This window comes from Nonomuraea sp. NPDC003709 (assembly GCF_040610775.1).
GTDB classification, from domain to species: Bacteria; Actinomycetota; Actinomycetes; order Streptosporangiales; family Streptosporangiaceae; genus Nonomuraea; species Nonomuraea angiospora_A.
Window position 1 is genome coordinate 538,574 of the sequence record NZ_JBEXMW010000002.1, and the last position, 17,615, is coordinate 556,188.

Consider the following 17,615-nt stretch of genomic DNA (forward strand, 5'->3'; position numbering starts at 1 on the left):
GGGAACGAGATGGGCTTGCCGTGCTGCGCGGCGAAGTCGGCGTGCGCCCGCAGGCCGTACGGCTGGTCGATGTATTCGGCGAACTCGTGCCCGGGCCCCTGGTCGTAGCTGTCCATGCCGATGATGTCGACCACGTCGTCACCCGGGTAGCACTGCGTCCAGGGCACCGCGTCGAGCCCGCGGCTGGGGGCGAAGTCGAAGCGGAAGCGCTGGCCGGGCGTCTCGCGCATGGTCTTCACGATGCGCCGCCAGTACTGCTTCCACGTCTCCGGGTCGGGTCCGCACCTGCTGGAGTAGGTGGTGCCGTTCATCTCCCAGCCGAGCACGATGATCGTGTCACCGGCGCCGGAGGAGACCAGCTTCCCGGCGAGCTTCCTGAAGCGGCCGTCATGGGCGCCGTGCGCCCCCTTGGCCAGTCGTCGCGCCACGGCGAGGTCGGACATCATGGACTCGTTCGGAGTGACCATCGGCACGTTCAGCGCCAGGACGCGGCCCGGCCGGGCGGCCCGCCAGCGCGTCCACGCGTCGAGGATCTCGGAGTCGCCCCCCTCGAGGGACTTCCAGCGTTCGCCGGGGAGATAGGTGCGCCCGACCGTCACCCTGAGCCCCAGCCACGCCTCGAAGCCCGTCAGGAGCTCGGGACCGCGCGCGTCGGAGGCGAGGAAGACGCCCAGCGCCGGGGGACCGCTCGCCGGAGCGGGCGCCGGCGCGCCCAGACCGACCGATGCCACCGCCGCACCCGTGATTATCGCGAGCGAAAAGCGCAGATATCTCGTTCCTGCCACGATCGCACATCCCCGATTCTCGCCTCTCCTTCCTTCTCCATACCCCATGTTTCGGCAATCCGGATATCCGACTCGCGATTTGCCTGATTTATAGCTTTTCGCGAAGGAGAAGGAAGATGCTCGATTGCACTGTCCCGGCGCTTGTGCTGCGACTGGACCCCAATAACTTTCATCATGGGACCCTCGGCGCCATTCGCTCCCTCGGCAGGGCCGGAGTGGAGGTGCACGGGCTCCTCGGGGAGACGGACTCGCCGACCTCCCGCTCCAAGTACCTGGCGCGCGCGCATGCGTGGCCGCGCGGCGGGGACCCCGGGGACATCGTGCGGACGCTCACGCAGGTCGCCCAGAGCATCGGCCGCCCGGCCGTCCTGCTGGCCCTGGACGACGCGGGCGCCATCGCCGTCGCGGAGCACGCGGCCGAGCTGCGCCCGCACTACCTCATCCCCGACCAGGTGCCCGGACTGCCGCGCGCCCTCGCCGACAAGAGCCTGCTGGCGCAGCTGTGTTCCGCGTTCGGGGTCGTCCAGCCGGAGACCCGGCTGATCACCGGCGAACGCGACGCCGCGGCCGCCGTCACCGACTTCGGGCTGCCGCTGGTCGCCAAGTGGGCGCAGCCGTGGCTCCTGCCCGCCGGCGCCGGGCTGCGCAACACCAGCCTGGTGCAGAGGGCCGGCCAGGTGCCCCGGCTGCTCCAGCACGTGGACGGCTGCGACCTGCTGTTCCAGCGCTTCGTGCCCGGCGGGCCGCACGCGGACTGGTTCTTCCACGGCTACTTCGACGAGAACTCCCGCTGCCTGTACGGCGGCGCGGGACGCAAGGAGCGCGCCCATCCCAAGGGCGCCGGGCTCACCACCTACGGGCGGTGGCTGCCCAACCCCGTCGTGGAGGGCACCGCCCGCGAACTGGCGGAGAGGCTGGGCTACCGCGGCGTGCTGGACATCGACTTCCGCCACGACGCCGGCCGGGACGCCTACCACCTGCTGGACTTCAACCCCCGGCTCGGCGCCCAGTTCCGGCTGTTCAGCGACAGCAGCGGCCTGGACCTGGTACGGGCCGCCCACCTGCACCTGTCCGGCCGGCGCGCGCCCCGGGGACGGGCCGGTCACGGCCGGACCTACGTGGTGGAGAACTACGACCTCATCACCGCCGGCCCGAAGAGCCTGCGCGCCCTGTGCTCGGCGGACGAGTTTGCCTGGCTGTCCGCCGACGACCCCCGGCCCTTCGTGGCCATGGCCAGGCAGGCGATGAAACGCGGATTCACCCGGCTGGCCCGGCAGTGGGCCTAGCACGGCGAATGGAGGAGAATGTGCCTACCTCGGTCATCGACGTGGCGATCGTGGGCGCCGGACCGTACGGGCTGTCGGTGGCGGCGCACGCGCTGCACGCCGGGCTCGACGCGCGGGTGTTCGGCGAGCCGATGCGGTCGTGGGAACGCCACATGCCCAGAGGCATGCTGCTGAAGTCCGAGCCGGACGCGTCCCATCTCGGCGACCCGGATCGCAGACACGGCCTCGACGCCTTCCACCGGTACTCCTACGGGGAGCCGGTGCCGGTGGAGAGGTTCGTCGCCTACGGCAGGTGGTTCCGTCAGCAGGCGGTCGGCCGGGCGCTGGAGGAGACGGAGGTGACGGCCGTCGGCGTCGAGGGCGGGCTGTTCGCGCTCTCCCTGTCGTCGGGCGCGTCCGTGCTGGCCAGGACCGTCGTGCTGGCCCTGGGGTTCCTGCCGTTCGCCCACCGGCCCCGCGCCCTGGCGGCGTTGCCGCCCGAGGTGGCCACGCACAGCTCCGACCACCACGATCTGAGCGGGTTCGCGGGACGGGACGTGACCGTGCTGGGAGCCGGCCAGTCGGCGCTGGAGACCGCGACGCTGCTGGCCGAGGCGGGGGCGGCCGTCCGGCTCGTCGCCCGCACCGGCGCCCTGGCCTGGAACGACGTGCCCGTCGAGCGGCGCCGGGTCATGTCGCGCGTGCTGGCGCCCCGCTCCGCGCTCGGGAGCGGCTGGCCCTCCGTGGCCTGGTCGCGGATGCCGTACGCGGTCAGGTACCTGCCGCGGGCGGCCCGCGCCCACATCGTGCGCAACACCCTCGGACCGGCCGGGTCCTGGTGGCTGAAGGAGCGCTTCGACGGCGCCGTGCAGGTGACCCTGGGGGCGCGGCTGGCCGCCTCCGAGTACCGCGAGGGGGTCCGGCTGCGGCTGCGGGACCTCGCGGGCGCGGTCACCATGCTCGAGACCGAGCACGTCATCGCGGCGACCGGCTACCGGGTGGACGTGGCCAGGATCGGGATCCTCCACGAGGACCTGCGGCGCGCGGTGGCGGCGCCCGGCCCGGCGCCGCGGCTCGGTCCCGCGTTCGAGACGTCCGTCGCGGGGCTGCACCTGGTCGGGCTCGCGGCGGCGGCGACGTTCGGACCGGCCATGCGGTTCGTGTGCGGCTGCGACTTCGCCGCCCGCCGTGTGACCAGGGGCCTGGTGGGCCGCCTGCGGGGAGCTCGGGCGTGAATCCGGGCAGAGCTGCTTCTGGGGGAGCGAGAATGGTTCTTCACGTGGTGCTGGCCTGCGTGGTCACGGTGTTCGCCGGCGTCCCGGGGGCCGTCGCCGAGGACGCGCCGTCGTCCTTCACCAACTCGCCGGCGACGGCCTCGGGGCGGACGCCGTCCGGCGTGACGGTGACCGTGCGCAAGACCATGATCGGGGAGACGCGCGTCGCCTCCGCCGAGGTGCTGACCGCGAGCACGTGGGCGCCCGGCGACGAATTCCTCGTCCCGGCCAACGCCAAGATGACGGCGGGATTCAGGGACCTCTACGAGGACTTCGCGGCCCGGCCCGGCGGCTGGAGCGGCGTGGCCATGCTGACGTTCACGTTCTCCCGGCCGGTACGCGACCCGCACCTGCACGTGTTCGGCACGGGCGGCGTGTCGCGCGACCCGAGGCGCGGCCGCGACGACTACTGGCCCGCCATCGACCTGGTCGACGGGACCCCGGCCACGCCCGCCTTCTCCGCGGCGGCCGGCTTCCCCGGCTACCGGGTCACGGCGGACTCGATCGAGCCGGAAGCGGTCCGTCCCGTCAAGTCCACCACCTGCGGGGTCGTCTACACCTGCGGCACGGCCAAGGTGAAGGGCACCGTCACCGCGTTCACGATCCGGCTGAGCGCCCGTGACGTGCGCTACGCGCTCGGGGGCCCGGGCACGCAGCTGTGGGCCGCGTTCAAGATCACGCTGGCCGAGGACGACTCCGACGCGCCCGCCTCGTACGGAGCGGCCTCCCACGCGATCACCGACTCCTTCCTGGGGGCCTCCGCGACCGCCGACCATCTGGACGAGGTGAGCACGGCGGCCCGCGAGGTGAGCGCCGACGAGGACGACGCCGTGACCGGCTCCCCGGCGGAGATCACCGTCAAGGACCGGGCCGGCACGCTGACGGTGCCCGTACGGGCCGGGTCGCCCGCGTACCTCACCGGGTGGATCGACGCCGACCACGACGGCCGCTTCGACACCGACGAGCGGGCCACCGCGCAGGTCGCCAAGGACGCCACCACCGCGGAGCTGCGCTGGAGCCTGCCGCAGACATTCCGCACCGGCCTCACCTGGATGCGGCTGCGCCTGGCCGCCCAGGCGACGGCCCTGCCCTCGGGATGGGCCGACAGCGGCGAGGTCGAGGACCACCGGATCGAGCTCGTCCGCCCGGCGGACGACGCGTCGCCGGCGAAGGACTGAGGAGGGTCAGAGCGAGAGCGCGGGCTCCATGACCTCGGAGGGGCACAGCTGGCCGATCACCCTGCGCACCTGGGCGCGCAGGGCGGGATCCGTGAGATGGCCGTCCTTGTCGAAGTGCGGGCAGGCCGGGGAGATCACCAGCTCGGCCCCCATCACGACGGCGCCCGCCGCCTGAAGGTGCTTGTAGAGCTCCGCCTGGGCCCACATCGCGCCGCACGCCCGCGCGCTCGCGCTCATCACCGCCACGTGCTTGCCCGACAGCCCGTTGCGCGCCGACATCCAGTCCAGCGCGTACGTCAGCTCCTCGGGCAGCAGGCTGTGCTCGGGGGCGGTCAGCAGCACCGCGTCGGACGCGGCGACCAGCCCGATGAGCTCGCGCGCCATGACCGGCACCGGCCCGTGCGCGTACGGCGGGATCTCGCCCAGCCCCGGCCACACCGCGAAATCGACGCCCACGGGCAGCTCGCCACCCGCCGCGTCCAGCAATTTGTTGATAAACGACCCCGCGTGGAGACTGGCGGCGATCCCGATGATTTTCACCCTCTGCTCCCGAGCGGTTCCGAAGTTTCCAGGAACCTGCCCGATGTCTCGGATGTCCAAGACCAGCGCCGGGTCAAGACACGACTGGGGCCCGTTCGCGTCCTATCGCCGCGCCGGATGATCGTCCGAGGCGCGCGGGCGGCGGAAGATCAGGGCCAGGACGCGCAGCACCAGGATGGCGGCGATCACCAGCAGGTTGTAGCCGATGAGCTGGAACAGCGTGGTGTTCGCCAGCGCCGGCGGGCCGCCGGCCGTCCCGAGGAGGATGACCGCCATCACCCCGGCCGTGGCGCCGAGCACCGTCAGCAGCACCTGGTGGAGCAGGCCCGTCACGTAGCGGCGGTCGCGCTCGTCGGCCAGCAGCCGCACGTTCATGGAGAACCGGCCGTGCTCGGCGGCGCTCGCGATGCGCTCGACGCGGCGCGGCAGGCGGCGCAGCATCGGCAGCAGCGCGACCAGCTCCTGGGTGGCGGACTCCTTGATCGTCTCCGGGGTGATCCGCTCGGCGAGATGGCGGCCGGCGAACGACCGGGCCTCGCCGATGAGGTCGAACCCGGGGGAGAGGCGCACGAGCGTGCCCTCCAGCGTGGCCAGCGCGCGGAAGACGGCGGCCACCTCGGGCGGGATCGACAGCCCGTACGCCGAGACGATCCTGAACAGGTCGGTGAACATCTGCGCGCTGTCCATGCCGGCCGTCACGTGCCTGGCCATGAACTGGCCGAGCGCCCGTTCGAGCGCGGCCTCGTCGATGTCCTCCGGCCTGGGCACGACCTCGAGCAGCGCGTCGGTGACGCCCAGCGGGTCCTGGCGGTTCATGGCGAGCAGGAAGCGCCGCAGCGCCGAGCGCAGGGAGTCGTCGAGCCGCCCGACCGCGCCGAAGTCGAGCAGCCCCAGCGTGCCGTCGTCGAGCAGCATGAGGTTGCCGGGATGCGGGTCGGCGTGGAAGACGCCCTCGATCAGGATCTGCCTGAGCAGGCAGTCGAGCAGGTCGCGGGCCAGCTGCGGGCCCTGCTCCGGGGCGGCGGCGGTGACGGGCCGGCCGGACAGGCGCCGCATGACGAGCACGCGTTCGGTGCACATGGCGCTGATCGGGGCGGGGTACGTGACACCGCCGCCGGCGGTGACGGCCGCCATGTTGGCCGCCTCCACCCGGAAGTCGAGCTCCTCGCGGATCGCCGTCGCGAACCCGTCGGCCAGGTCGCGCAGCCCGAGCGAGCGGCCCCAGCGGGTCCTGGACTCCAGCGTGGCCGCCAGCCGCCGGACGATGTCGAGATCCTTCGAGACCACCGGCCAGATGCCCGGCCGCAGCACCTTGACCACGACGCTCTCGCCCGAGTGCAGGCGGGCGGCGTGGACCTGCCCGATGGAGGCGGCGGCCAGCGGCGTCCGGTCGAACTCGGCGAACGCCTCGTCCACCGGCCCGCCCAGCTCGGCGGCGAGCACCGGCTCGATCTCCGGCCACGGCGCCGGGGCGACCTGGTCCTGCAGCCGGCCCAGCTCCTCGACGAACTCGGCGGGCAGCAGGTCGCGCCGGGTGGACAGGACCTGGCCGAGCTTGACGAACGTGGCGCCGCCCTCGTCGAGGGCCTCGCGCAGTGACCTGGCCAGCCGCACCTTCCCCGGGCGGTCGTCGAGCCGCTCGCCCCGGCCGCGCAGGTACGGGCCGAGGCCGTGCTTGATGGCGATCCTGGTGATCTGCGAGTAGCGCCTGGCCCGGGAGAGGCGGCCGCGTACGGACCTGACGAGCTCCAGCGGCCCCGGCACCGAGCCCGGCGGCACCAGTGCCTCGGCGATCACCAGGATCACCATGGGGATCAGCACCACGCTCATGACGATGAGCAGCAGGATCCCCAGCGCCGGCGCGGCGGGCGGGTTCTCGCGGCCGATGGGGCCGAGCGAGGTCAGGATCGGCTCCAGCATCGGCTGTGCCAGCCCGAAGGCGACCAGCGCGGCCAGGAACGTGCGCAGCCTGCCGAACCTGACGCCCAGCAGGCGCTGCGCCGCCGTGGCCAGGCCGATGATCATCAGGAGCGTGAAGACGCTGAGGAACAGCTGGGTGGGGAGATCCATAGGGCAGGATCATTCCACGGCGGCGCTCCTCGCCGGATGGCAGCGACGTGCCTTGGGGCCCCGATCAGCGGGCGGCGGCGCGCGCCCGGCGCTCCTCGCGGCGCTCGACGAACCTGGCGGCCGTGGTCTCGGTCCTGGCCAGGAACGCGGACAGCTCCTCGCGGGCCTGCTCGCCCTCGGCGTCCAGCCCGGTCTTGTCGAACACCGACCACTGCTTCAGCACCGGCATCAGCACGTCGTCCAGGTGCAGGCGCAGGTCGTAGATGCCCTCGTTCGCGATGATCATGGCCTTGCGGGTGAACCCCTCGATGCCCGAGCCCGGCATCTGGAACGTGGTGACGACGTCGGTCACCGCGCGCATGGTCTGGTTGGGGTCCAGCTCGAAGGCGGCCTTGAGCAGGTTGCGGTAGAAGAGCATGTGCAGGTTCTCGTCGGCGGCGATCCTGGCGAGCAGGCGCTCGCAGCCCTCGTCGCCGGAGGCCTTGCCGGTGTTGCGGTGCGCGATGCGGGTGGCCAGCTCCTGGAAGGAGACGTACGCGAGCTGCTGGAGCATGGTGCCGTACTCGGTGGTGAAGCCGTTCTCCATGTGGTGCATGCGGGCGCGCTCGAGCGCCACGGGATCGACGGCGCGGGTGACCGTGAGGTAGTCGCGGAGCGCGGTGCCGTGGCGGTCCTCCTCGGCCGTCCAGCGGTGCACCCAGGTGCCCCAGGCGCCGTCGCGGCCGAACGTGCTGGCGATCTCGTGGTGGTAGCTGGGGAGGTTGTCCTCGGTCAGGAGATTGACGATGAGCGAGATGCGGGCCGCCTCGGGGATCTTGGAGTCGCCTTCCTGCCACGCCTCGCCCCCGTAGATGCCGTCGAAGTCGCGGCCCTCGCTCCACGGGATGTACTCGTGCGGGAACCACTCTTTCGCCATCGTGTGATGGCGGTCGAGCTCCACGGCCACCACGGGCTCCAGCTCGTGCAGCAGCTCCGTCTGAGTCATCGCCATAAAAGATCTTCTCCTTCAGGTTACGGTACCGTAGGTTAGGCTACCGGAAGGACATACCGGTCAAATAGGGTGTCCCTATGCGACCCAGTGTCCGCGGTGTCCTGCTCGACCACGACGAGTGGCTGGTGATCTTCCGTCGTACGGTTCCGGGACGCGACGTCTATTGGAGCATCCCCGGAGGGCATGTCGAACCGGGGGACGACACGCTGGAGCACACCCTGCACCGGGAGCTGCTCGAGGAGCTGGGCGCGACCGTCTCGGCGGTGACGCCCCTGGTCACGCTGTCCTACCCGTGGCAGGGCGAGCTCAAGACGCAGCATGTCTACGGCTGCCGCCTGGTGGCGATGGATCCGGGGCTGCGGCACGGGCCCGAGTTCGAGGACCCGTCGCGGGGGCTGTACGAGGTGGAGCGGGTACGGCTGAACCGTTCGGAGATCACCTCCCGGCACCTGGTCCCCGAGCCGGTGGCGGACTACCTGTCGACCACCATCACGGACCTGCCCCGCCTGATCGGCCAGGGCTCAGGGCCCGGTTAGGGCTGGGGGCTCGGTCGGGGCTCACAGCCCCGCTAGGGTTCGCGGCGCAGGCGCTTCAGGTCGGAGCGCTGCTTCTTCGCGGCGATGCGGCGCTCGACGGCGCCGCGGCTGGGCTTGGTCGGGCGGCGGCGCTTCGGCGGCGGGGCGATGGCCTCGCGCAGGCGCTGGGCCAGGCGGTGCGCCGCGGCCTCCCGGTTGCGCAGCTGGGAGCGGTATTCGGAGGCGGCGATCGTGATCGTCGGGGAGCCCAGCCGGTCGAGCGCCCTGGCCTTGAGCGCGGGCGGCAGCGCGGTGCTGGCGGCCACGTCGAAGACGAGCTCCACGCGGCTGTCGGTGGTGTTGACGCCCTGGCCACCGGGGCCCGACGAACGTGAGAAACGCCAGACGAGCTCGACGTCGGGAATGACGATCGAGTCGTTGACGATCAGCGGGCCGGGCATGGGCGGGACTCCTGTTCTCTCACCAGCATTAACAGTAAATGGGGCGATCTATGCCGCGCGCAACGGCATTTTCCCGGTTTTCTCGATGGCGGACTGCAAGTGACGTGTGCCACTATCGCGCGTGAAAATCACGGGTGGGGGAGGCACTGTGACCGCGATCGTCGGTGTGCACGGGATCGGCAAGTACAACTACTACCTCGAGGCCGGACGGTCCGCGACCGGGGCGGCCGAGGCCATGCGGGTCAAGTGGGACCGCTATCTGCAGGTGGCGCTGGGGGGCGAGGCGCGGCCGTACTTCAGCGAGGTCGCCTACTTCTCGCACCACCTGCACAGCGGAAAGGGCGGCGAGGAGGAGGCGAGGGCCGCCGCGGCGACGGAGGGCCAGATCCAGCAGGTGCTCGTCGCCTGGGCGAAGAACCTGGGCGTGGGCGAGCACGTGACGGGGGCGCTCAAGACGTTCACCGGCTGGCTGCTCGACCGGCTGGACGGCAGGTCGGCGGCGTTCGCCAAGCTGTTCGCGCCGGAGGTGGCGGCGTACCTCACGGACGAGGGCAAGCGCGAGAGGTGCCGGCAGGCCGTGGCCGACGCGATCAGGCGCAACCGGCCCAAGGTGGTGATCGCCCACTCGCTCGGCAGCGTGGTCGCGTACGAGACGCTGTGGGGCGACCCCAGCCTGCGGATCGACCTCCTGGTCACCCTGGGCAGCCCGCTCGGCATGCGCAACGTCGTCTTCGAGCGCCTCCTGCCCGCCCCCATCAACGGCCACGGCGAACGCCCCCCGGGCGTCAGGCGCTGGGTGAACATCGCCGACAAGGACGACATCGCCGCCATCCCGCCCAATCTGGCCGTCAGCTTCACCGGCATCGACGCCGAAGAGCTGGTCAACCTGGACTGGCTCGATTTTCACACGGTCGAGAAGTACCTAGGTTGCCCGGCGCTCGACCCGCATCTGCGACCATTCCTGGCATGACGTGGATTGTGTTCGACTACGGCGGCGTCCTGTGCCTGCCCCAGCTCGAGTCCGACAACGAGGCCATGGCGCGGGCGGTGGGCGCGGACCCGGACGCGTTCCGGCACGGCTACTGGGAGCACCGCCTGGAGTTCGACCGGGGGAGCCTGGGCCCGCTGGACTACTGGTCGGCCGTGCTGGACCGGCCCGTCACCCGGACCGAGCTCGCCCGCCTGGTCGCCATGGACGTCGCGAGCTGGGCGTACCCGAACGAGAGCACGATCACCCTGCTCGGCGAGCTGATCGGGGCCGGGCGTGACGTGGCGCTGCTGTCCAACATGCCCGTCTGCGTCGGCGACGGCCTGGACGAGCTGCCCTGGATCGCCGAGGTCGGCCACCGCTTCTACAGCGGCAGGATGGGCCTGGTCAAACCCGACCGGGAGATCTACGACGCGATGGCCCGCGCGCTGGGCGCCGACCCGTCCGAGGTCGTCTTCATCGACGACCGCGAGGAGAACGTCGAGGGCGCCGAGCGCGCGGGCATGACCGGCGTGCACTTCACGGACGCGGCCACGCTCCGCGGAACGTTGTCTGGCGTTCACGGAGCCATCGGATGAACGCTCAGTGAGGTCATCGGCCGAGGCCAAACCTCGCGAACAGGACGACTGATGCTGTTCACCCGTGCTTGACTCGGCTGTCACGGCCGGGTCAGCGCGGGCGGACATACCTGTGAACGTGGACCGCAGAGCCTTCCTGACAGCGGCGACAGCCGGACTCCTCCTCCCCCAGACCGCCACACCGGCGGCAGCGGCCAGAACCCTCAGATCCGACCCGTTCACGCTGGGCGTGGCCTCCGGCGACCCGTCGGCCGACGGCTTCGTCCTGTGGACCAGGCTGGCGCCCGACCCGCTGGCCGGCGACGGCCGCGGCGGCATGCCCGCCCGTGACGTGGACGTGGACTGGCAGGTCTCGGCCGACGAGCGCTTCTCCAAGATCGTCAGGTCCGGTACGGCCACCGCCAGGTCGCGCGACGCCCACAGCGTCCACGTCGAGCTGGACGGGCTGGAGCCGGGGCGCGAGTACTTCTACCGCTTCAGAAGCGAGGGCAGGCTCTCCCCGGCGGCCCGCACCAGGACGACCCCCGCCGGGGAGACGCCGCTCAACTTCGCGGTGGCGGCGTGCGCGCACTACGAGCACGGCTACTACACGGCCTACCGCCGCCTGGCCGAGCAGGAGCCCGACCTGGTGGTGTTCCTCGGCGACTACATGTACGAGTACGGCCCCAGCGGCTACACGGCGCTGGCCGGCCGCGTACGCACCCACACGCCCGGCAAGTGCGAGACGCTCGCCGACTACCGGCTGCGGCACGCCCAGTACAAGAGCGACCATGACCTGCAGGCCGCGCACGCGGTGGCGCCGTGGCTGGTGGCGTTCGACGACCACGAGGTGGAGAACAACTGGGCCGGCCCCGTCTCCAGCACGAACGCGCCCGGCTTCACCACGCGCAGGACGCACGCGTTCCGGGCGTACTACGAGAACATGCCGCTGCGCCGCGCCAGCCTCCAGGGGGCGGTGCTCAGGGTGAACCGGCGGATCTCCTGGGGGACGCTGGCCCGCTTCCACCTGCTGGACACCCGGCAGTTCCGCGACGACCAGGCGTGCCTGGACGGCGTGCGGGCCGGGTGCGACGACCGGCTGGCGTCGGGGCGGACGCTGCTCGGGTCCGACCAGTGGCGCTGGCTGGAGAGCGGCCTGCGCGGCTCCACCACCCGCTGGAACCTGCTCGGGCAGCAGATCATGATGGCGCAGCGCGACTACAAGGTAGGGCCCGGGCGCGAGGTGAACCTGGACTCCTGGGACGGGTACGCCGCCGAGCGGACGCGGCTGCTGGGATCGCTGGCGGGCACCGAGAACCCGGTGGTGCTGACGGGGGACGCGCACATGCACCACCTGGCCGAGCTCAAGACCGACTTCGACGACCCGGACTCGCCGGTGGTGGCCAAGGAGCTGATCGCCTCGTCGATCGCGAGCGACGGCGACGGGTACCGGGACCGGACGTGGATCGCGGAGGCGCTGCAGGAGAACCCGCACATCTCCTTCATCGACCAGCGGCGGGGGTATCTGATGGCGCGGCTGACCCGGGATGAGCTTTCCGTCGATTACCGGACATTGGACTACATCTCCCGGCGGGGCGCGCAGGCGAAGACCGCTCACCGGCTCACCATCCCCGCGACCACCGGTCCCGCGGCCGCCGGCCGGGCGGGCGCACCGCGCGTCGGCTGAACGTTTGCTGGGAGCAGCCTGAAAATCCGCTCAACCACGCGCCCGCCCGGCGGGCCGGCCGCGCTCCGGGCGCGTTTGCCGCGCCCACCGGAGGCGCCGGGTGGCGCCGCCGGTGGGCGCGCCGGGCCGGGGCGGCACGCGCCACGTGCGGCCTTGCCCGGGACCCGGCGGGAGAGGAGGTGCCGGGCCGGTCCAGGGGGTCAGACGCCGGACCAGGGGGTCAAGCGCCGGTCCGGTCCAGGGAGGTCAGGCGCCAGGCCAGCTCGCGTCCGGGAACTCGCCGTTCGTCGCGCCCGACATGACCACTTCGTCGCTCTCCTGCAGCCCTGAGGTCACCTCCACGTACTGGTCGCCGCGGACGCCCGTCCGCACCACCTTCGCCGAGTCCCGTCCGCCCGCCCGAACCGTGACCACCTGGGCGCCGTCCGACCTGCTGCGGACCGCCGAGGCGGGCACGTAGATCGCGTCCGCGGCCGTGTCCGTGGTGACCGTCACCGAGGCGGTCTGCCCGAGCATGAGCCCGGTGGGCGGCTCGTCGAAGGCCAGAGTGACCGAGTAGCGGACGAGCTGGCCGCTTACCGTCGCGGTCGGCGCGATGGCCGTGATCGTCCCCTCGTACCGCCGGCCGTTCCGGGTGGCCAGGGTGATCCGGGCCTTCTGGCCGAGCTTGAGCCGGTTCACGTCCGACTCGGTGACCATGGCCTGGACCTGTAGCTCGTTGAGGTCGCCGAGGCTGACGAAGGTGCCGGTGCCCGCCTGGTCGCCGACCGCGCCCGCCAGCGACAGCACCGTGCCCGCCGCGGGGGCCACGATGCGGGTCGCCCGTACGGCGTCGGCGGCCTGTTCGAGGGCGGCCTGCGCGCGGTCCACGTTCGCGCCGGCCTGCTCCTCGCTGACGCCGCCCTGCCCCTGAGCCTGACCCTGCCCCTGAGCCTGACCCTGGCCTTGAGCCTGGCTCTGGCTCTGGCCCGCGGAGCCCGTGCCGCGGTTGCAGGAGGACTGCGCGTTCGGCCGGGCGGCGCCGTCGGTCGGCCTGGTGCTCGCTCTCGCCGTCGGCTTGCCGCTGCCCGTGGGGCGGCCGGTCGCCGACGGCTTCGCGCTGGTGGACGGCTTGCCGGAGCTCGTGGCGGACGGGGTGGCGTCCGAGGTGGGACGGCTCCCGGACTGGTCGGAGCCCCCGCCCGGGGTGCCGCCTTGGGGAGCGCCGCCGGTCGGGGTGGCGGTGACGGTCGTGGTGACGGTGGCCGTCACGGTGGCCGTCACGGTGACCGTGACCGTGGGCTGCGGCTCGGGCCCGGGGTCGGTGGGGCCGGGGTCCGTGGGCACGGAGGTCGGCGTGCTGGTGGGGTGAGGGGTGGAGCCGGTGGCCGGGCTCCCGTTGTTCAGGGACACGCCCTGGGTGGGCGGCGCCGCCGGCCCGAGCGCCCCGTTGCCGCCGGCCACGCCACCGCTCGCCCGGCCCGTGGGGGTCGCGCCTCTCGTGGATGTCGCCGTGCCTGTGGGGGTCGCACCTCTGGTGGGTGTCGCCGAACCAGCAGGTGTCCCGCCGGCGGACGTGGCCGGCGTGGCGCCGTTCCCGGACGGCGTGCAGGCCGCGGGGCTGGCGGCGGTGGTCGGGGACGCCGCCTTCTCCTGGGCGTCCTCCAGGGCCTCCTCGGCGGCGGCGAGATCGGCCTTGGCCGCCGTGTACGCCTCCCGCGCCGACCGCCCGTCGACCCTGGCCAGCACCTGCCCCTTCTTCACCTTGGTCCCGACTTTGACGTACACCTTGGTCAGCGTCCCCGAAGAGCCGAACGCCAGGTCCCTGCGCGAGCCGTCCACGGTGTTGCCCGCCGCGCTGACCGTGGCCGTGACCTGGCCGCGCTGCGCGGCGGCGAGCCGTACCTGGACGGTGGGCGGTGCGTCGTCGCGCAGCGCCAGCGCCAGGCCGGACCCGGCCACGAGCACGGCGAGGGCGAGGCCGCCCAGCGCGAAAGTCGGTCTCATGGCGGCCCATCCTGGCGAAGCCGGCTCGCGCCAGGCTGCGAGCAGCCTAAGAGTTACCTGTGTACCTGGAGGGACCCTCAGGTTGTCAGCGAACGTTCAGCTCGCTCGCGGCTCCGGCGCAGCCTGGTGTGCAAGGGTCACCGCCTGTGAAGGTGTCCACACGGCGCAGAGCGCTGATGACCAACGGAGCGCTGGTGGTGCTCCTGCTGGGCGGTGCCGCGCTCGCGTACGCCCAGCTCGGCACGGGACAGGCGGCGGGCCAGACGGCCGTCAGGACCGTGACCGCGAGCCGCGGCTCCGTGGTGGCCTCGGTGTCCGCGTCGGGCGCGGTCGAGAGCTCCAAGTCCAGGGCCCTCTCGTTCGGTACGACGGGGACGGTCGAGAAGGTCTACGTCAAGGCCGGCGACAAGGTGAGCAAGGGCGACCTCCTGGCCAGGATCGACGACGACGCCGCGCAGGAGAGCCTGTCGGCGGCCAAGGCCACGTACGACGAGGCCGTCGCCGACGGGACCTCGACGGCCCAGCTCTACGCCTCCTACATCAAGGCCCGCAACGCCTACCGGGAGGCCCAGCGCACGGTCGCGGCCACCGTGCTGAAGGCGCCGTTCAAGGGCACGATCACGGCGGTGAACGGCACGGTCGGCGGCAGCAGCTCGGGATCGGGCTCCGGATCCGGCTCCGGGTCGGGTTCGAGCGCGGCCTCCGGCCAGGGCACGGGCCAGTCCTCGGGTTCCGGCGGCACTCAGAGCTCCGGCGGCTTCGTCGAGCTGGCCGACACCGGCAAGCTGCAGCTCGTGGGCACCTTCACCGAGTCCGACGTCGGCAAGCTCAAGAACGGCCAGGAGGCCACGGTCACGTTCGACGCCCTGCCGGGGGTGACCGCCACGGGCAAGGTCACCCAGATCCAGCCGGTCGCCTCCACCAGCAACAATGTCGTGCAATATCCGGTCACGGTGACGTTCACGAAGGTCCCGGGCCAGGTGCGGCTGGGCCAGACGGCCACGGTCGAGGTCGTGGTCGGCCAGGCCGACAACGTCGTCACCGTACCCTCGACGGCGGTCTCCACCAGCGGCGGCCAGACCACGGTCACCCTGATCAGGAACGGCACGCAGACCAGGACCCCGGTGAAGGTCGGCGTGCAGGGCACGACGCTGACCGAGATCAAGTCGGGCGTCTCCGAGGGAGACCAGATCGTGCCTCCGACGACCACGACGAGCACCACGGGCGGCAACCTGCGCTTCGGCGGTGGCGGCGGCTTCCCCGGCGGTGGCGGGGTGCCCGGCGGCGGCGGTCCGGGAGGCGGGCGATGACGGCCCCGGACGTTCCCCCTGTCCTGCGCGTGAAGGACCTGGTCAAGGAGTACGGCGAGGGCGACGCGAAGGTCCGCGCCCTGCGCGGCATCAGCGTGGACGTCGAGCGCGGCGACTACGTCGCCATCATGGGCGCCTCCGGCTCCGGCAAGTCCACCCTCATGAACATCCTCGGCTGCCTCGACATCCCCACCTCCGGCACGTACCTGATCGACGGCGCCGACGTGGGACAGCTGGACGAGCACCAGCTCGCCATCCTGCGCAACCGCAGGGTCGGGTTCGTGTTCCAGTCGTTCAACCTGATCCCGCGCATGAGCGCGCTGGCCAACGTCGAGCTGCCGCTGGTGTACGGCGGCATCGGCCAGGCCGAGCGGCGCAGGCGGGCCCTGGCGGCGCTGGACCAGGTCGGGCTGACCGACCGCGTGCACCACGAGCCGAACCAGCTCTCCGGCGGCCAGCAGCAGCGCGTGGCCGTGGCCAGAGCCCTGGTCACCGCGCCCGCGCTGCTGCTGGCCGACGAGCCGACCGGCAACCTCGACACCGCCTCCACGCACGACGTCCTGGAGATCCTGGACCGGCTCAGCGAGTCGGGCCGCACGATCGTGCTCATCACCCACGAGAACGACGTGGCCGCGCACGCCAAGCGGGTGATCAGGCTGGTGGACGGCGAGATCGTGGAGGACCGCCGCCAGGGCCCGGTGGACGGCCCGCCGCCCCGGATGGCGGGAGCGGCCCGGTGAACCAGCTCGAGATCCTCCGCTTCGCGCTGCGCGGCCTGCTGGCCAACAAGATGCGCAGCTCGCTGACCACGCTCGGCATCCTCATCGGCGTCGCCGCGGTCATCATGCTGGTCGCCATCGGCGAGGGCTCCTCGCAGAGCATCCAGCGCAACATCCAGCGCCTCGGCGCCAACACCCTGACGATCTCCCCGCAGTTCTCGGGCGGCGGTGGCGGCGGCGGTGGTGGTGGCGTCATGCGGGCGTCCGGCGGCGGCACGAACACCGGCCCGCGCACCCAGGCCAGGCAGCTCAGCCTGACCGACGCCAAGGCGCTGACCGACAAGACCCTGGCGCCCTCCGTCAGGAGCGTCTCGCCGGTCGTGACCGCCTCCTCCTCGACGGCCACGTACGGGGCCGCCAGCCACGCGATCTCGCAGTTCGTCGGCACCTACCCCAGCTACTTCGAGGCCGTCAACAAGCCGGTCACGAAGGGGACGTACTTCTTCAACGACGACGTGCTGGCCGCCAGGAAGGTCGTGGTACTCGGCCACACCGTCGTGGAGGAGCTGTTCGGCACCGTCGATCCCATCGGCAAGCAGGTCAGCGTGTCCGGCGTGCCGTTCACGGTCGTCGGGGTGCTGAAGGAGGCCGGGTCCACCGGCATGCAGGACGCCGACGACGTGGCCATCGCGCCGCTGCCCGCCGTACAGCAGAGCCTGAGCGGGTTCGGCTCGCTCAACTCGATCGTCGTGCAGGCGTCCGGGGCGGAGACCACGACGGCGGCGCAGGCCGAGGTCACGGCCATCCTCAACCAGCGGCACGGCATCAAGAACGACAACGCCGACTACCGCATCCTCAACCAGGCCACCTTGCAGGAGACCGTCAGCGCGGCGACCGGCACCTTCACCGTGCTGCTGGGCGCCGTGGCCGCGATCTCGCTGCTGGTGGGCGGCATCGGCATCACCAACATCATGCTGGTGACCGTCACGGAGCGCACGCGCGAGATCGGCATCCGCAAGGCGATCGGCGCGCCCAGGAGCGCGATCCTGGGCCAGTTCCTGCTGGAGGCCACGCTGCTGAGCCTGGTCGGCGGGCTGTCCGGGGTGCTGGTGGCGTTCATCGGGACCAGGTTCACCGTGGCCGGCATCGAACCGGTCCTCGTGCCGTCGTCGGTGGCGCTCGCGCTGGGCGTGTCGGTGGGGATCGGGTTGTTCTTCGGCAGTTATCCCGCCAACCGGGCGGCCAAGCTGAGGCCGATCCAGGCCCTGCGCCACGAGTAAGGAGAATGA

15 protein-coding genes and 1 pseudogene are annotated in these 17,615 nt (G+C 72.0%); 10 read left to right on the forward strand and 6 right to left on the reverse strand.

Annotated features, from left to right (window positions below; all coding sequences use genetic code 11):
- Positions 1–110 precede the first annotated feature (110 nt).
- Positions 111–833, reverse strand: a pseudogene (locus ABZX61_RS06995) (glycosyl hydrolase); the annotation flags it as partial.
- Between the two features lie 173 nt (positions 834–1,006).
- On the opposite strand from ABZX61_RS06995, the gene ABZX61_RS07000 reads away from it, so the two are divergent.
- From ABZX61_RS07000 to ABZX61_RS07010, 3 genes are read left to right on the forward strand one after another with little or no spacing between them, the layout of a single operon-like run.
- Positions 1,007–2,071, forward strand: coding sequence for an ATP-grasp domain-containing protein (locus tag ABZX61_RS07000; protein WP_355192172.1), 1,065 nt, complete (start codon positions 1,007–1,009; stop codon positions 2,069–2,071).
- A gap of 20 nt (positions 2,072–2,091) precedes the next feature.
- Positions 2,092–3,285 (forward strand): NAD(P)-binding domain-containing protein, encoded by a 1,194-nt coding sequence (locus ABZX61_RS07005; protein ID WP_355192174.1) that lies wholly within the window; start codon positions 2,092–2,094, stop codon positions 3,283–3,285.
- 32 nt (positions 3,286–3,317) lie between these two features.
- Entirely contained in the window at positions 3,318–4,502 is a 1,185-nt protein-coding gene (locus ABZX61_RS07010; RefSeq protein WP_355192176.1) for a GEVED domain-containing protein, read from the forward strand.
- A 6-nt stretch (positions 4,503–4,508) separates the two neighbouring features.
- Here the strand turns inward: ABZX61_RS07010 and ABZX61_RS07015 are convergent, their stop codons facing one another.
- The 3 genes from ABZX61_RS07015 to ABZX61_RS07025 all read right to left on the reverse strand — a co-directional run bounded on the left by ABZX61_RS07015 (position 4,509) and on the right by ABZX61_RS07025 (position 8,103).
- Positions 4,509–5,042: an NAD(P)H-dependent oxidoreductase gene (locus tag ABZX61_RS07015; RefSeq protein ID WP_350726709.1), complete on the reverse strand. Its 534-nt coding sequence runs from the start codon at positions 5,040–5,042 to the stop codon at positions 4,509–4,511.
- Positions 5,043–5,144: 102 nt separating this feature from the next.
- On the reverse strand, positions 5,145–7,112 hold the full coding sequence (locus tag ABZX61_RS07020; RefSeq protein WP_355192178.1) for an AarF/UbiB family protein: 1,968 nt from the start codon (positions 7,110–7,112) through the stop codon (positions 5,145–5,147).
- A 64-nt stretch (positions 7,113–7,176) separates the two neighbouring features.
- Positions 7,177–8,103 carry an acyl-ACP desaturase gene (locus ABZX61_RS07025; RefSeq protein ID WP_355192180.1) on the reverse strand — a complete coding sequence of 309 codons (927 nt, stop codon included), beginning with the start codon at positions 8,101–8,103 and terminating at the stop codon, positions 7,177–7,179.
- Positions 8,104–8,180: 77 nt separating this feature from the next.
- Here ABZX61_RS07025 and ABZX61_RS07030 point away from each other — a divergent pair, with 77 nt between their 5' ends.
- Positions 8,181–8,639, forward strand: a complete 459-nt coding sequence (locus ABZX61_RS07030; protein WP_355192182.1) for an NUDIX hydrolase — start codon at positions 8,181–8,183, stop codon at positions 8,637–8,639.
- Between the two features lie 32 nt (positions 8,640–8,671).
- Here the strand turns inward: ABZX61_RS07030 and arfB are convergent, their stop codons facing one another.
- Positions 8,672–9,079, reverse strand: coding sequence for an alternative ribosome rescue aminoacyl-tRNA hydrolase ArfB (gene arfB / locus ABZX61_RS07035; protein WP_185073280.1), 408 nt, complete (start codon positions 9,077–9,079; stop codon positions 8,672–8,674).
- A gap of 148 nt (positions 9,080–9,227) precedes the next feature.
- Between arfB and ABZX61_RS07040 the strand changes: the two genes are divergently transcribed.
- From ABZX61_RS07040 to ABZX61_RS07050, 3 genes are all read left to right on the forward strand, one after another.
- Complete coding sequence (locus ABZX61_RS07040) at positions 9,228–10,049, forward strand: hypothetical protein (protein ID WP_350726716.1); 822 nt, start codon at positions 9,228–9,230, stop codon at positions 10,047–10,049.
- Positions 10,046–10,645 carry an HAD family phosphatase gene (locus ABZX61_RS07045; protein ID WP_355192185.1) on the forward strand — a complete coding sequence of 200 codons (600 nt, stop codon included), beginning with the start codon at positions 10,046–10,048 and terminating at the stop codon, positions 10,643–10,645. The genes ABZX61_RS07040 and ABZX61_RS07045 overlap by 4 nt, the downstream gene beginning before the upstream one ends.
- 118 nt (positions 10,646–10,763) lie before the next feature.
- Positions 10,764–12,311 (forward strand): alkaline phosphatase D family protein, encoded by a 1,548-nt coding sequence (locus ABZX61_RS07050; protein WP_355192187.1) that lies wholly within the window; start codon positions 10,764–10,766, stop codon positions 12,309–12,311.
- Positions 12,312–12,557: 246 nt separating this feature from the next.
- On the opposite strand, the gene ABZX61_RS07055 is transcribed toward ABZX61_RS07050, so the two are convergent.
- The gene (locus ABZX61_RS07055) at positions 12,558–14,297 is read right to left on the reverse strand and encodes an efflux RND transporter periplasmic adaptor subunit (RefSeq protein ID WP_355192189.1); all 1,740 of its coding nucleotides are present in this window, start codon (positions 14,295–14,297) and stop codon (positions 12,558–12,560) included.
- Between the two features lie 176 nt (positions 14,298–14,473).
- On the opposite strand from ABZX61_RS07055, the gene ABZX61_RS07060 reads away from it, so the two are divergent.
- From ABZX61_RS07060 to ABZX61_RS07070, 3 genes are read left to right on the forward strand one after another with little or no spacing between them, the layout of a single operon-like run.
- A complete protein-coding gene (locus ABZX61_RS07060; protein ID WP_355192191.1) occupies positions 14,474–15,607 on the forward strand; it encodes a biotin/lipoyl-binding protein in 1,134 nt (377 codons plus the stop codon).
- On the forward strand, positions 15,604–16,347 hold the full coding sequence (locus ABZX61_RS07065) for an ABC transporter ATP-binding protein (protein ID WP_355192193.1): 744 nt from the start codon (positions 15,604–15,606) through the stop codon (positions 16,345–16,347). The genes ABZX61_RS07060 and ABZX61_RS07065 overlap by 4 nt, the downstream gene beginning before the upstream one ends.
- The gene (locus ABZX61_RS07070; protein ID WP_355192195.1) at positions 16,344–17,606 is read left to right on the forward strand and encodes an ABC transporter permease; all 1,263 of its coding nucleotides are present in this window, start codon (positions 16,344–16,346) and stop codon (positions 17,604–17,606) included. Before ABZX61_RS07065 ends, ABZX61_RS07070 begins: the two co-directional genes overlap by 4 nt.
- The last annotated feature ends 9 nt before the right edge of the window (positions 17,607–17,615 follow it).